This is a genomic window from Mesorhizobium sp. (assembly GCF_024509055.1).
GTDB lineage: Bacteria > Pseudomonadota > Alphaproteobacteria > Rhizobiales > Rhizobiaceae > Mesorhizobium.
The window spans coordinates 1-14,724 of the sequence record NZ_JANINM010000453.1; the positions used below are offsets into that span (position 1 = coordinate 1).

Here is a 14,724-nt window from a genome sequence, read left to right on the forward strand (position 1 = left end):
AGCGCATTCCGGTCGAGCAGGCGCGCAAGGCGCTCGAAGGCAAGCTGCGCATGCCGTATTCGGCGATCGGGCTCGACGTCTGGGGCGAGGACATCGAAGGCAACGCCCAGGTCTTCTCGACCGGCGACGCCGACGGGCTGTGCCAATGGACGGGTCGCGGCATCCTGCCCGTCGACTGGACGGCGCATCCAACGGCGCTGCTGCCGGTCTGGCTGGCCGATGACACCGGCGCGCCCTATCTCGGCGACCCGCGGCGTGCGCTTGCGCGCATCCTCGACCGCTACGCCGCGCTCGGCCTGACGCCGGTCACCGCCACCGAGCTCGAATTCTACCTCGTCGACCCGACGTCGCACCGGCCGGTCGGCCCCGTATCGCCGGTCACCGGCCGCCGCCTTGATTCCGACGCCGCCCTTTCGATCGACGAGATCGACGATTTCGAAGCCTTCATCCACGACATCTACGAAGCCTGCCGCATGCAGGGCATTCCGGTGGACACCGCGATCGCCGAGAATGGCGTCGGCCAGTTCGAGATCAACCTGAACCATGTTCCGGACGCCTTGCGCGCCGCCGACGACGCCGTGCTCTTCAAGCGCACGGTGAAGGGCGTCGCACGCAAGCACGGCTTCGCCGCCTGCTTCATGGCCAAGCCCTATGGCGAGCGCGCCGGCAACGGCTTCCATGTCCATTTCAGCGTGCTCGACAAGGAGGGCCGCAACGTCTTCGACGACGGCAGCGACCAGGGTTCCGACACCATGCGCCACGCCGTCGGCGGCCTGCTTGCCGCCATGGCCGAAAGCACGCTGGTCTTCGCGCCGCATTTCAACTCCTACCGCCGCCTTCGCCCGCGCTCCTACGCGCCGACCGCCGTCGCCTGGGGTTACGAGAACCGCATGGTGGCGATCCGCATCCCCGGTGGGCCGTCGGCGGCGCGCCGCATCGAGCACCGCGTGTCGGGCGCCGATGCCAATCCCTATCTGGTGCTGGCGGCGATCCTCGGCGCTGCCCTCATGGGCATTGAACGCCAGCTGTCGCCCGGCGAGCCGACCGGCGGCGAGGGACAGGGGCTGCCGCTGGCCAAGCTGCCGCCGGACTGGGCCTCGGCCATTGCCGCTTTCGAAACCGGGAAGCGCGTGGCGGAGATCTTCCCCAATGTGCTGCGCGACGCCTTCATCGCCTGCAAGCGCCAGGAGTTGAACACCTTCGCCCTCAACGTCAGCGACTTCGAAATCGAGACCTACCTCGAAAGCGTCTGACCGCGCCGCATAGGCCGAACTTCAAAACCGACGGCCGAGCATTGCCTCTGCGGCGCGGGGCGCGTTTACTGGCGCGTGGCCTTACGGCCGGCAGCCGAGACACCTTATGCTGATTGAGACGAAGCTCCAGCCGCCCCATCTACGCGAAGCCCTGGTCCAGCGGCCGCGGCTGCTGCGCATCCTGGACGCCGCGACGGCGGGCAAACTGGCTGTAGTCACCTCGCCTGCCGGCTTCGGCAAATCGACGCTGCTCTCGCAGTGGGCGGCCGGTATCTCGCACGGCAGCGCTCAGGTCGCCTGGCTGTCGATCGACCGGCTGGACAACGACCTTGCCCGCTTCCTGAAATACCTCGCCGCCGCCTTCCATCGCGTCGACCCCGACATTGCCGGCAATGCGGAATCGCTGATCGACTCCAGCCCGGTGACGCCGGTCGATTCCATCCTCACCGGCATCATCAACCAGCTGTCGCGCCGCGCCGCGCCAATCTACCTCGTTCTCGACGACGCCCATCTCATCGTCTCCAGCGAGATTGCCGCCTGCATCAACATGCTGGTCGCCTACGCCCCGCCGGCCTTGCGCGTCGTGTTGGCGACGCGCGGCGAGCTGCCGCTCGAACTCGCCAACATGAAGATGAAGGGGCATGTCGTCAGCCTCGGCGACAGCGACCTGCGCTTCTCGCTCGAGGAGACCGAGGATTACCTCGCCAATGTCTGCGGCCTCGACCTCGCCGTTTCGGCGGTGGTGGCGCTTCACCACAAGACCGAAGGCTGGCCGGCTGGCCTGCAACTGGCGGCACTGGCGCTGGCGCATGAAGGATCGAGAGAGGCCTTCATTGCCGAATTCTCGGGCAGCCAGCGCGACGTGGCCATGTTCCTGACCCATGATGTGCTCGCCCGGCAGGCGCCGGAGATCCAGGACTTCCTGCTCAGGACCTCGATCCTCGACCGCTTCTGCCTGGGCCTTGTCGAGGCGGTCTGTCCCGGACAGGACTGCGCCGCGGCCCTTGCGACCATCGAGCAATCGAACCTGTTCCTGATCGCGCTGGATTCCTCCGGCCAGTGGTTTCGCTATCATCACCTGTTCTCCGAATTCTTGCGCAACAGGCTGGATGCCTGGAAGCCGGAAGCACGCAGGGACCTGCATCGCGCCGCCGCAGCCTGGCTTGCGGCCAGGGGCTATGTCTCGGACGCCGTCGACCACGCCCTTGCCAGCGGCGATGCAGACCATGCCGCGCGGCTGGTCGAGGAATGCGCCATGCCGCTCACCATGCTGGGCCACATTCCGAGGCTCACCGAATGGCTGAACCAGCTTCCCCCGGATCTGATTGCGGGCCGCCCTCGCCTTCTCCTGGCGCGGGTCTGGGCGCAGTTCCACATGAGCCGACCGCGCCAGGCGGTCCGCATCCTGAAACAGGCCAAGACGCTGGTCGGCGATCTATCCCGGCGCGGCGAGATCGACCGCGCGACGACGCGTTCGCTGAAGGCCGAATTGCAGACGCTGACGGCGGGCGTCATCAGCGCCACCGACCGCTCCCGCACCGCGACCCGCATCGCCTCGCGCTGGCTGGCCGATTTTCCCGAGGACGAGCCATTCGCGCGCGGCACACTCTCGAATATATGCGCCTTCAGCCATTATTCGCTGGGCGAACTGGATGCCGCGCGGCTGCGCAGCCTTGCCGCGCGCGACCATCACGCCGCTGCCAATTCCGTCTTCGGCATCGTCTATTGCGACCTGCTGCTCGGGCTGGTCGAGATTTCCGCCGGCAACCTCGCCGAGGCGCATCAATTGCTCGATCGCGCCTGCCGGCTGGCCCGCGAACGCCTGGGTTCAGGCTCCTATACCGAAGCGATGACGGCGATCTTCCACGTCGAGCTCGCCTATGAATGGAACGACCTGCAGGGTGCCGAGCGCATCCTACACCAGCATCGCCAGATCATCGACGAATGCGGTCTCGTCGTGCATGAAATGGCCTGCAAGCTGCACCTCGCCCGCCTCGCGGTTGCCCATGGCCGGCACGACGAGGCCATCGTCTTCCTCGAGCGTGCCGAACGGCTGGGCATCGAAAAGCGCTATCGGCGGCTCACCGCCGCGGCGCTGAACGAGCGGGTGCGGCTGCTTCTGTCGCGCGGCGATGTCCGCGCTGCCCGCCTGGCGCTGCGTTCGCGCGGCATCGAGCCGTCAGCCGAAAGCCGGCCCTCGCCCATCCATCCGCTCGACGAATATGCTCATATCGGCGCCGCGCGCGTGCTGATCGCCGAGGGCCACCCGGCGAAGGCCATCGCCGTCCTCGACCGCATCGCCGAACGGATGCGTCACGACGGGCGCCTGCGTGGTTTCATGCAGGTCCGCGCGCTTGTCGCCATAGCGGCGCATGCCGCGGGCGAGACATTGCTGGCGCTGGCGGCGGCGGTCGACGTCATCACCCTGGCGTTGCCGCAAAACGCCATGCGTTCGCTGATCGACGAGGGCCTCCCCATGCGCGAGGTGCTCGACTTCGCCCGCGCGCGGATCCCGGCATGGTCTCGCAACTCCAGCACCGCCACCTTTGTCGACACGCTTCTACGCGAGCTGAACAGGATCGCTCCCGAACGCGCGCGCCCGGTGGCAGTCTCCGTGACGCCGAAGAAGCAGATGCTGAGCAGCAAGGAAACCGATGTCGCCGCCCTGCTCCTGCGCGCCTACACCAACCGTCAATTGGCCGAGACGCTGTCCATGGCCCCCGACACCGTGAAATGGCACCTGAAGAACATCTTCGGCAAGCTCGGTGTCTCCAGCCGAACGGAAGCAGTGCTCAAGCTGAAGGAAATCGGCCTCGACGGCGCCTCCGAGCGCCAACTGGCCGGATAGCCACCCGAAAGGGTGGGCTGAAAAACCCCACCCGTTACCCGAAGGTGTCGGGACAGCCCTAATGTAGCGCGCAATCATCCGGACGAAATAGTCTGGGTGGAGCCGCATGGCGACTGGTTTCGTTTTCCACGAACTTTATCTTTGGCACAACACCTGGAACTGGAACCAGGTCTTTCCGCCGAGCCTTACGGTTCAGCCCGGCACCCATGCCGAAAATCCCGAGACTAAGCGGCGCCTGCGCAACCTCTTGGAAGTAAGCGGCATCCTCGACCACCTGGTCACCATCAAGCCTCGCCGCGCAACGGTCGAGGAACTGTCGCGGGTTCACACGCCGGCACACATCGCCAGGATCAGGGAGATCAGCGACCGCGGCTATGGCGACGCCAGCTCGCTGACACCGCTGGGCGCCGGCAGCTACGAGATCGCGCTCCTGGCCGCGGGCGGCGCCATCAAGGCCATGGAAGCCGTCATTACCGGCCAGGTCGACAATGCCTATGCGCTGATCCGCCCGCCGGGCCACCACGCCACCGCCGATGTCGGCATGGGCTTCTGCCTGTTCTCAAACGCCGCGATCGCCATCCGCCACGCGCAGAAGCTGCACGGCCTGACCCGGATCGCGACGGTCGACTGGGACGTGCATCACGGCAACGGCACGCAGTCGATCTTCTATGACGATCCGAGCGTGCTTTCGATTTCGCTGCATCAGGACAATCTGTTCCCGGCCAATTCCGGTGCGATCGCCGAGAACGGCGAAGGCAAGGGCAAGGGCTTCAACATCAACGTTCCGCTGCCGCCCGGGTCAGGACCCGGCGCCTATGCGGCGGCTTTCGAGCGCGTGGTGATCCCGGCGCTGATGCGCTTCAAGCCCGAGCTGATCGTGGTGCCGTCCGGCTTCGACGCGTCCGGCGTCGATCCGATGGGCCGCATGCTGATGAATTCCAGCGGCTATCGCAGGCTGGCGCGCATGCTGCTCGACGCGGCGCGCGAGCTCTGCGGCGGTCGCCTAGTGATGACGCATGAGGGCGGCTACTCGGAAATGTACGTGCCTTACTGCGGTCTCGCCGTGATCGAAGAGCTTTGCGGTCACCGCACGGGGGTCGAGGACCCGTGGGACCAACTGATGGGACAATGGGGTGGAATGTCGGCGCAGCCGCATCAGACGGCGATAATCGACCAGGCGGCCGAACTGGTTAAAAACATAAACTAACAAGGGGAATTGAGATGAAGCGCAATACCAGGATACCGACACCAAACGTTATTGCCGGCTCGCGCCGCAACTTCCTGATCAAGGGCGGGCTTGCCACCGCCGCGACGCTGACCGGCATGCCGGCCATGCTGCTTTCAATGAACAACGAGGCGCGCGCCGCGGGCGACCCGATCCCTGTCGGCCAATGCGGGCCGACCACCGATTTCGCCGCGCCGGACGGCATCGAGTTCAAGAACGGCCTCACGCTCGCCTGCGAGGAAATCAATGCGCTCGGCGGCATCCTCGGTCGTCCGCTGGAGCCGTACTTCGAAGACACCGCGCAGATGGGCGACGCTACCAACGTGCAGGCCGCCCAGCGCCTGGTCGACAGGCACGCCGTGCATGCGATCCTCAACGGCTACAACATCGGCTCCGGCGCCGCGATCCAGGAAGTCGCCGCCGACAACGGCATCGTCTACGTCCACTATGACACCACGATCGGCCACAACAATCTGGTGAAGTCCAATCCCGATCGCTACTGGGGCTCCTTCCAGGGCGACCCCGCCGAATACTGGTATGGCCCGGGCTTCCTGAAGTTCCTGCAGGGGCTTGAGGAAAGCGGCGAATGGAAACGCAAGAACAACAAGATGGCGGTCATCCTGTCGGCCGGCGTCTATGCCTCCAACATCGCCAACGCCGTCAAGGAACAGGCCAAGAGCTATGGCTGGGACATCAGCCTGTTCGAGACCGTCAGCGTGCCCGCCTCCGAATGGGGACCGACGCTGGCCAAGATCCGCCAGGACCCGCCGGCGGTGATCTGCATCACCCACTTCCTGCCCGCCGACCTCGGACAGTTCGCGCTGCAGTTCGCCTCGAACCCGACGCCGAGCCTGGTCTACATGCAATACGGCCCATCGATCCCGGCCTTCCGCGACATCGCCAAGCAGGCGGCCAACGGCATCATCTACGCCACCGTCGTCGGCGCGCTGCAGGACGAGATCGGCACCGCCTTCGAGAAGCGCTACAAGGCGAAGTTCGGCCCGAACGCCGGCCACAATTCAGGCGCCCAGCCCTATGACGGCGCCTATGTCTGGGCAACGGCCGCGGCACTTGCCGGCGGCACGGGCGAGCCCGGCAACAACGACCAGAACCGCAAGGTTGCGGCCCGCATGAGCGCGATGATATGGCGCGGCGTCACCGGCACGACCCGTTTCATGCCGCTGGAGAACGCCGCCTACACCTATCCGACCCAGGTCAACGATTCATCGCTCGGCATGCCGCATCAGTTCCTGCAGATCCAGGACTACACCAAGGGCCCCGGCCTGATCGCGCCGGCGCCTTACGGCACGACCAAGTTCATGATGCCGCCGTGGATCAAGGCATAGCCGGATGACGGGAGACGCCGCGACGCCATTGCTGTCGTGCAGGCATGTCGGCAAGTCCTTCGGCGCTCTCGCGGCGGTCCGCGATCTGTCCTTCGATGTCGGGGCCGGAGAAATCCTCGGCATCGGCGGACCGAACGGCGCCGGCAAGACGACGCTGTTCGAGGTGATCTCGGGATTGAACCCGGCCACCACCGGCGCCATCCTGCTCGACGGCCAGGCCATCACCGGGCTTGCGCCGGAGCAGATCTGCCATGCCGGTGTCGCCCGCACCTTCCAGCTCAACGCCGGCTTCGACAGCATGACAGCGCGCGAGAACGTGTTGGTCGGCGCTTATTTCGGCCAGAGCAACCGGGCCGTGCCGACGCTGCGCGCCGGCCGCGCCGCACGTGAGGCCGCCGATGAGGCGCTGGAAATGCTTGGCATTGCCGACCGTGCCAACAAAGTCACCGGCAAGCTGCCGGTGCTTGACCGCAAGCTGCTGATGATGGCGAGCGCCATGGCGACGAAGCCGAAACTGCTGCTGATGGACGAACCTGTCGGTGGCCTCACCGCCCGCGAGGTCGACCGCGTCATGGATGCCGTGCGCGCCATCAAGGCGGCGGGCGTCACCATCATCCTCATCGAGCATGTGATGCGTTTCCTGGTGCGTCTCTCCGACCGCATCATGATCATGCATCACGGCGAGAAGATCTTCGAAGGTTTGCCGACAAAGCTTCTCGACGACCGCACCGTCGTCGACGTCTATCTCGGTCAGGGCGCCTCTGAGCGGCTGCGCTCCTTCATGGAGGCCGCCCATGGCTGAGGCGGCACTCGAGATCGTCAATGCCAGCGCCGGCTACGCCGGCCGCACCGTGCTCGACGCCATTGGCCTGTCGGCAAGGAGGGGTGAGCTTACCGCCATCGTCGGCCCCAACGGCCACGGCAAGAGCACCCTTCTCAAGGCAATTTCCGGACTTGTTCCGGTGACGTCAGGCGAAATCCGCCTCGGCGGCGCCCGCATCGACCGTTTGCGCCCCGACGAGATCGTCGAGCGCGGCGTCATCCATGTCCCGCAAGGCGATCTGCTGTTCCCGGCAATGACCATCCACGAGAACCTGCTGATGGGCGCTTATGCCAACAAAAGCGGGCTTGCCGAGCGCCTCGAATTTGTCTTCACGCTGCTGCCCAAGCTGAAGGAGCGCCGCAACCAGACCGCCGGTACGCTTTCAGGTGGCGAGCGCCGCATGTGCGGCATCGGCCGCGGCCTGATGGCGGGCGGCGAAGTACTGATGCTGGACGAGCCTTCGCTGGGGCTCGCTCCAATCGTCATCGAGCAGATCTACGAGGTGATCTTCAACCTCCGGCGCGAGGGGCGCACCATCCTGCTGGTCGAGGAGAATGCCGAACGCATCGCGGAGCATGCCGACATGATCCACCTGCTCGACAACGGCCGCATCGCATGGTCGGGCCTCGGCGCCGAACTTATGGCGCGGCCTGAAATCGTCGAAACCTATCTCGGAGTGTGAGCGATGGACGTCCTGATCCAGATCATCGCTTCCGGCTTGACGCTTGGCGCCATGTATGCGGTTGCCACCATCGGCCTCTCGCTCGTCTACGGGTCGCTCAACATGCTCAACATGGCGCATGGCGCCATCCTGACGCTGGGCGGCTATATCTGCTACGCGGCGATCGTCCATGCCGGCCTGCATCCGGCGCTCGCGCTTCTCGCCGCCGCCTTCGTCTGTGCGCTGGTCGGGCTACTGATCTATTTCAGCGCGGCGCTGCCGCTGCTGCGGGCCGAGAATTTCGAGACCAACATCTTCATCGCCACGATCGGCATCGGCAGCGTCATCGAGAACCTGATGCTTAAGGGCTTTGGACCCTATCCGATCCCGCAGCCGCTCGCCGTCGACGGCCAGGTCGTCATCGGCAATGTGCACATCCCCCTGCAGAACGTCTTCATCCTCGGCGTCGCCGTCGTGCTGATGGTGGCGGTTGCGATCCTCCTGCAGCGCACCAGCACCGGCCGCGCCATCCGCGCCACCTCGATGAACCGCGAGGCGGCACAGTTGATGGGCGTCAGAGTCGGCCGCGTCTATGCGCAAGTGCTGGCGCTGTCCGGCGCGCTCGCCGCCGTCTCCGGCGTGATGATCAGCTCGATCGCCACGCTGACGCCAGTGATGGGCGCCGACCCGATGCTGAAAGCCTTCATCGTCTGCGTGGTGGCCGGGCTCGGCAATGTCTACGGCGCCGTGATCGCGGCGATCGCGCTCGGCCTGCTCGAAGCCGCCACCCAATATGTCCTTGGCGTGCGCTGGAGCTTCGCCACCTTGCTGCTTCTCGTCATCCTTGTGCTCATCTGGCGGCCTTACGGCCTGTTCGGCAAACAGCAGGTGGTGCGCCTATGACATCCATCCGTCGCGACATACTGATCGGCTTCGTCTGCCTGGCTTTCGCGATCGCGTTGCCGATCGTCATGCCCGGGCGCTACATCATCACCCAGTCGACGTTGTTCTTCATCTGGGCGATCGTCGTGGTGCAGTGGAATCTGGTGCTCGGCATCGGCGGCATCTTCTCGCTGGCGCAGATGGCGCTGTTCGCCACCGGAGCCTACGCCACCGCGATGCTGGGCTTCTACTGGAAGGTGCCGATGCTCGCCGCCATCCCGATGGCCGGCGTGGTCACAGTCGCCGTCGGCATGCTGATCGGGCTCGCCTGTCTGCGGCTGCGCGGCCCCTATGTGGCGCTGCTGACGCTGGCGATCGCGCAGGTCATGTATGTGCTGATCGTCAACGACACCGACTGCTTCACCACCACCGGCGGCTGCATGCCTTTGTTCGGCGGCGTGCGCGGCATCGGCCAGTTCGGCGATATCGGCCTGCGCGCGCTATTCCCGTCGAAATGGTACATCGCCCACTACTATGTCGGGCTCGCGCTGCTGACGGTGGCGGTCGCGATTTCCATCGTCGTCATTCGGGGGCCGCTCGGCCTTGCCTTCCGGGCGCTGCGTGACAATCCGGGCTACGCCATGTCGCGCGGCATCAGCCGCTTCAAGTACCAGCTCTGGATTTTCGCCGTCTCGGCCTTCTTCACCGGCATTGCCGGAGGCTTCTACGCCGTGCATTTCCGCGTCGTCGGCCCGACGGTCTTCTCGTTCTCGACGCTGCTGTTCCTGATCGCCATGATCGTCATCGGCGGCCTCGGCTCGATCTGGGGACCGTTGCTCGGCGCCGCCGTGCTGATGCTTGCCGACGAGGGCATGCGGGAACTCTCCGACTACCGCAATATCGGCCTCGGCCTGTTGCTCGCCGTGTTCGTCATCGCCTGGCCGAACGGCCTGAACGGCTGGCTGCAGCGCAAGCCAGCCCGGTCGCAATAGACCAAAGTCGTGAGCTTGTTGGAGCTTGCGTCACTAACCCTGCGGATGGACCTGCGGCAGAGCCAAGTCGAGCGATCGCTCGAACGCATCGACCAGGGCGTCGACCTGGGCCTCGGTAATGATCAGCGGCGGGCAAAAGGCAATGGCGTCGCCCATGTTGCGCGAGATGACGCCGTTCTGTTGCAGGAAGCCGTTGACCAAGGAGCCGAGCGCGGCGGGCTTGCCCCATGGCGCCTTGCTCGCCTTGTCGGCGACCAATTCGACGGCCGCGATGAGGCCGACGCCGCGCACTTCGCCCACCAGCGGATGCGAGGCGAGTTTGCGCAGCCGCGCCTGCAAATGCGCGCCGACCCTGCGTGCATTGCCGACCAAGTCGCGTTCCTCGATCAGCTTCACATTCTCCAGCGCGACGGCCGCGGCAACCGGATGGCCGCCGCCCGTGAAGCCGTGTCCGAAAGTGCCGATACGGTCGCTTTCATCCGCGATCGGCTCGAACACCTTGTCGTTGATGAGCAGCGCCGAGATCGGCAGGTAGGAGGATGAGATCTGTTTCGACAGCACCATGATGTCGGGCTTGATGCCGAAGGTCTGCGAGCCGAACATCTCACCGGTCCGGCCGAAGCCGCAGATGACCTCGTCGGCCACCAGCAGGATGTCGTATTTCAACAGCACCGCCTGGATCTTTTCCCAATAGCCGGCGGGTGGAACCACGACGCCGCCGGCGCCCATGATCGGCTCGCCGATGAAGGCGGCAATTGTCTCCGGCCCCTCCGCGAGGATCAGCTTCTCGAGATCGTCGGCCAAACGGCTGGAAAACTGCTCCTCGCTCTCGCCGGGTGCCGCGTCGCGCCAATGATGCGGCGTCGACGTGTGCAGCACGTTGGCGATCGGCAGGTCGAAGGAGAGATGATTGTTCGGCAGGCCGGTCAGGCTTGCGGAAGCGATAGTGACGCCATGGTAGCCGCGCTTGCGGCTGATGATCTTCTTGCGCGCCAGCTGGCCGAGCGCATTCGACCGGTACCAGATCATCTTGATAGCCGTGTCGTTGGCCTCGGAGCCCGAATTGGTGAAATACGCCTTGCTCATCGGCACGGGCGCGATCTTCACCAGTTTCTCGGAGAGGTCGATCAGCGGCGAATGCGCCTTCGAGCCGAAATCGTGATAGAAGGGCAGCTTCGACATCTGTCGCGTGGCTGCCTCGACCAGGCGCTTTTCCGAGAAGCCGACAGCGACGCTCCACAGGCCGGCCATCGCCTCGATGTAGCGGTTGCCGGCGATGTCCTCGACATAGATGCCATCGCCCTTTTCGATCACCAGCGGGCCGGTTTCCTGATGCTTGCGGGCATTGGTGTAGCCATGCATGTGATAGCGGATATCGCGGGCTTCAGGGGAATTCGGTCTGGTATCCATGATGGCTCCTGTCTGCTTGTATCCGAGCGAAATAGAGCCGGTTCTCCTACCGAGAAGGCGGCAATTCGTGGTGCACCGTGATGCATCATCCCGCGCCCCCGCAACAAGAGCCGCGCTGTCACGATCGATAGCGCCATGGGCTTCCAAGGTTCGCCGAGGGACCATTCAAATGCCGCAGGTTTCGCCATTGCCGCTGTGCGACGAAGGCCCGGATGGATAAAGGACAAACCGTGGGCTAGATGGACTGGATATGGAAAAGGTCGATTGCATAATCGCCGGCGCCGGCGTCGTCGGTCTGGCAATAGCCCGGGGCATGGCGAAGCTGGGCCTGGACACCCTTATCCTTGAAGCAGCCGATGCCATCGGCACAGGGACCAGTTCCCGCAACTCCGAGGTCATCCATGCCGGTATCTACTATCCGCCGGGATCGCTGAAGGCGCGGCTCTGCGTCGAGGGCCGCAGCATGCTTTATCGCTATTGCGCCGAGCATTCGATCCCTCACCGACGCTGCGGCAAGCTGATCGTGGCCACGCAAGTGACCCAGGAGCCGGTGCTTGAGTCTATTCGGGACAATGCCGGCGCCTGCGGTGTGGACGATTTGCGCTTATTGAGCGCCGCCGAGGCGCAAGCGCTGGAGCCGGCGCTGCATTGCACGGCGGCCTTGCTTTCGCCGTCCACCGGAATCATCGACAGCCACGCCCTGATGTTGGCGTTGCTTGGGGAAGCCGAGGAACGGGGCGCAGTGCTTTCGCTCAACACGCGGATCGCATCGGGCCGCATCGAGGCCGGCCACATCGTGCTGGAGACGACCGACACCACGAATGGCGGGGTTTTCCAGATCGCGACGCCGCGTCTCATCAATGCCGCCGGGCTTGAAGCAGTAGCACTCGCCGGTTCGCTCGAGGGATTCGACCGACAACTCTTGCCGAACCAGCACTACGCCAAAGGCAATTACTTTTCGGCAGCACGGCGCGCGCCATTCTCGCGGCTGATCTATCCCGTCCCGGGACCCGGGGGCCTTGGTGTCCACCTGACGCTCGACCTCAACGGCGTCGCTCGCTTCGGGCCCGACGTCGAGTGGACGGAGGTTCTCGACTATCGCGTCGACCCGGCTCGCGGTGAAGCCTTCTACGGCGCGATCCGCAAATACTGGCCGGATCTCGCCGACGGTAGCCTGCAGCCCGCCTACAGCGGCATCCGGCCGAAGCTCTCCGGTCCGGGCGAGGCCAACCGCGATTTCGTCATCCAGGATGCGAAGGCGCACGGTATCGGGGGACTGGTCAATTTGTTCGGCATCGAGAGTCCTGGCCTGACATCCAGCTTGGCAATCGCCGAGCACGTCGCGAAGATTCTCACGGCGGCCGATTGATGGCCGGCCAACGCTCTGTGCCGATCGCGCGGCCGCTTGATCATGGCGGAAACGGTATCCTTCGCCTCCGCCTACCAGTTGCATGGATCAGTCCCGTCGTGGGCGGCGCAGCGTAAAGCTCTCGAAGGGCGCAATCTGCCCATCCGGTCCGACGACATCGTAGTAGGTGATCTTGATGGTCGTGAAATCGCCCGGATGCGATCCCGGGTCGAGCGCGAACGCCGCGAAACCGTAGGAGTGAGCCGCATTGCGGACCGCCGACCAGGGAGCGTCCTCCTTCACATAGACGGGCTTCCTCTTGCCCGTCGAGGCGTCGCGCTCGCCAACGGCCGTGATCACCCTGCAGGCCGGCGGGTCGAAGAACAGCTCATTGGAGGGAACGGAGGTTCCGCCGCCGCCGATGACCATGTGGACCGTGCCTTTGGTCGTGTCGATCGTGTCTGTCGCGGTGGCTGAAGGAATGGGCGTAAGCGTGGTGTTCGACTGCTGTCCGCGGATTGGGTGCGATCGCTCGTAGTGATGCTCATGGCCGCAGACAACGAGGTCGACATTGTACTTGTCGAACAGCGGCAGCCATTCCTGCCGGATCCCGAGGTCTGCACCATTGAACTTGTCTGCCGTCGAAATGGCGACCTGGTGCATGCAGACGACGATCCAGTCGATGCCGCGGTCCGAACGGGCCTCTTCCAGCTCTTTTTCAAGCCACGTTTTCTGGGCGCCGCCGGAATAGCCGCGGACGTAGGAATCGCCGCCATCCTGGTAAACGATATCGTCGTTGGCAATGCTGATCACACGTACCGACCCTGCGGTGAAAGAATACCAAAGACCGCGCGTCACATCGGTCTGGCCAGCCGCCGGCGGCACGGAAAAGTAGGTCTGATAGGCCTGGTAGCCGATCGGCCCATTGCCCAGTTCGTTCTCATGGTTACCGGGCGAAGGCATCCATGGCCGGTTGCGCGCGCTGCGGCTGTTGTTGGACCAGAAATCCCACCAGGTCCGAACCCGGTCTTCGGCAAGATTGGCGTAGCAAAGATCGCCGTTGAAGAGATGGAACAAGGGCCGAAGCCGCTCCACGCCCATCGTCGTGTCGCCGGCGGCCGGCGAACCGAGATTATCGTTCACGAAAATCCGTTTTGGGTTGTCCGTCGTCGGTTGGTGCGTGTGGTCCTCCTTGCCGAGCGTGGGGGTCCCCTGATCCCCGAAACTGGTGAAGGTGATTGCGGCGCGCCCGTGCGGCGATGTCTGGAAAGTGCCGAAATCCGGCTCCGCGCCATCGTGCAAAGCGGCGTAGAGGTAGGAGGTGGCTGCCTTCAGCCCGTGGATCTTCGCATGATAGGCATAGACGATCTTGCCTGACTTCCCGTCGGTATAGCTGACCTGATCGGCCGTCACGATCTGCTCAAGCGCGCCATCGAGCTGCCCGAGCAAAACGCGCGGATTCTCGACGGGCTGCAAGTTGTGCCACGACACCACCATCTGGGTCGACGCATCCGACCCAAATTGAAGATGCAACCCGGCAATGGCGGGCGCATTCGTCGAGCCAGGCGTGGGAGGCGACAAGGCCGAGACTTTTGAACCCTCGGCCGCCGCTTCGCCGGCGAAAGAGGCGATGACCAGGGCTGCACCGCCTATACCGGCCGCGGCCAGCAGCTTGCGACGGCTAAGTTCGAGATCTTTGTCAGTGCTAGCCATTATGACCGCAGCCTCCTTCAGGTGTTATCGAGAAGGAAGCCTAGGGGCACTCAATGACAATCTGACGTCGAGCACCGGTCTGCTGGAAGGCGGCGTCAGCGTTTCGGGGAAGCACCCAAGGACCGGGAGCGAACCCGCCTTCCCTCGCTTGGGCGCACGGCTCTGCTTCAAACGGCAACGGCCCGCTGATGCGGGCCGTTTTGAGTTTGGTTGCGGGGACAGG

At 64.7% G+C, this 14,724-nt stretch carries 11 protein-coding genes; 9 read left to right on the forward strand and 2 right to left on the reverse strand.

The genetic code is table 11. The features are described from left to right. From Q0L57_RS26000 to Q0L57_RS26035, 8 genes are all read left to right on the forward strand, one after another. On the forward strand, positions 1–1,253 hold a 1,253-nt coding region (locus Q0L57_RS26000), incomplete at its 5' end, for a glutamine synthetase family protein (RefSeq protein ID WP_296745936.1). A gap of 106 nt (positions 1,254–1,359) precedes the next feature. Continuing rightward, positions 1,360–4,101, forward strand: coding sequence for a LuxR C-terminal-related transcriptional regulator (locus Q0L57_RS26005; RefSeq protein WP_296745937.1), 2,742 nt, complete (start codon positions 1,360–1,362; stop codon positions 4,099–4,101). Positions 4,102–4,207: 106 nt separating this feature from the next. After that, positions 4,208–5,308, forward strand: coding sequence for a class II histone deacetylase (locus Q0L57_RS26010; RefSeq protein WP_296745938.1), 1,101 nt, complete (start codon positions 4,208–4,210; stop codon positions 5,306–5,308). Between the two features lie 14 nt (positions 5,309–5,322). After that, positions 5,323–6,672 carry an ABC transporter substrate-binding protein gene (locus Q0L57_RS26015; protein ID WP_296745939.1) on the forward strand — a complete coding sequence of 450 codons (1,350 nt, stop codon included), beginning with the start codon at positions 5,323–5,325 and terminating at the stop codon, positions 6,670–6,672. A 4-nt stretch (positions 6,673–6,676) separates the two neighbouring features. After that, entirely contained in the window at positions 6,677–7,474 is a 798-nt protein-coding gene (locus tag Q0L57_RS26020) for an ABC transporter ATP-binding protein (protein ID WP_296745940.1), read from the forward strand. Continuing rightward, positions 7,467–8,177, forward strand: a complete 711-nt coding sequence (locus Q0L57_RS26025) for an ABC transporter ATP-binding protein (RefSeq protein ID WP_296745941.1) — start codon at positions 7,467–7,469, stop codon at positions 8,175–8,177. Before Q0L57_RS26020 ends, Q0L57_RS26025 begins: the two co-directional genes overlap by 8 nt. A 3-nt stretch (positions 8,178–8,180) precedes the next feature. Then, on the forward strand, positions 8,181–9,059 hold the full coding sequence (locus Q0L57_RS26030) for a branched-chain amino acid ABC transporter permease (protein ID WP_296745942.1): 879 nt from the start codon (positions 8,181–8,183) through the stop codon (positions 9,057–9,059). Further along, a complete protein-coding gene (locus Q0L57_RS26035; protein ID WP_296745943.1) occupies positions 9,056–10,030 on the forward strand; it encodes a branched-chain amino acid ABC transporter permease in 975 nt (324 codons plus the stop codon). The genes Q0L57_RS26030 and Q0L57_RS26035 overlap by 4 nt, the downstream gene beginning before the upstream one ends. Before the next feature lie 33 nt (positions 10,031–10,063). On the opposite strand, the gene Q0L57_RS26040 is transcribed toward Q0L57_RS26035, so the two are convergent. Continuing rightward, positions 10,064–11,440: an aspartate aminotransferase family protein gene (locus Q0L57_RS26040; RefSeq protein ID WP_296745944.1), complete on the reverse strand. Its 1,377-nt coding sequence runs from the start codon at positions 11,438–11,440 to the stop codon at positions 10,064–10,066. 250 nt (positions 11,441–11,690) lie between these two features. Between Q0L57_RS26040 and Q0L57_RS26045 the strand changes: the two genes are divergently transcribed. Beyond that, the gene (locus Q0L57_RS26045; protein ID WP_296745945.1) at positions 11,691–12,809 is read left to right on the forward strand and encodes an NAD(P)/FAD-dependent oxidoreductase; all 1,119 of its coding nucleotides are present in this window, start codon (positions 11,691–11,693) and stop codon (positions 12,807–12,809) included. 87 nt (positions 12,810–12,896) lie between these two features. Here the strand turns inward: Q0L57_RS26045 and Q0L57_RS26050 are convergent, their stop codons facing one another. After that, positions 12,897–14,501, reverse strand: a complete 1,605-nt coding sequence (locus tag Q0L57_RS26050) for a metallophosphoesterase family protein (RefSeq protein ID WP_296745946.1) — start codon at positions 14,499–14,501, stop codon at positions 12,897–12,899. Positions 14,502–14,724: the final 223 nt, after the last annotated feature.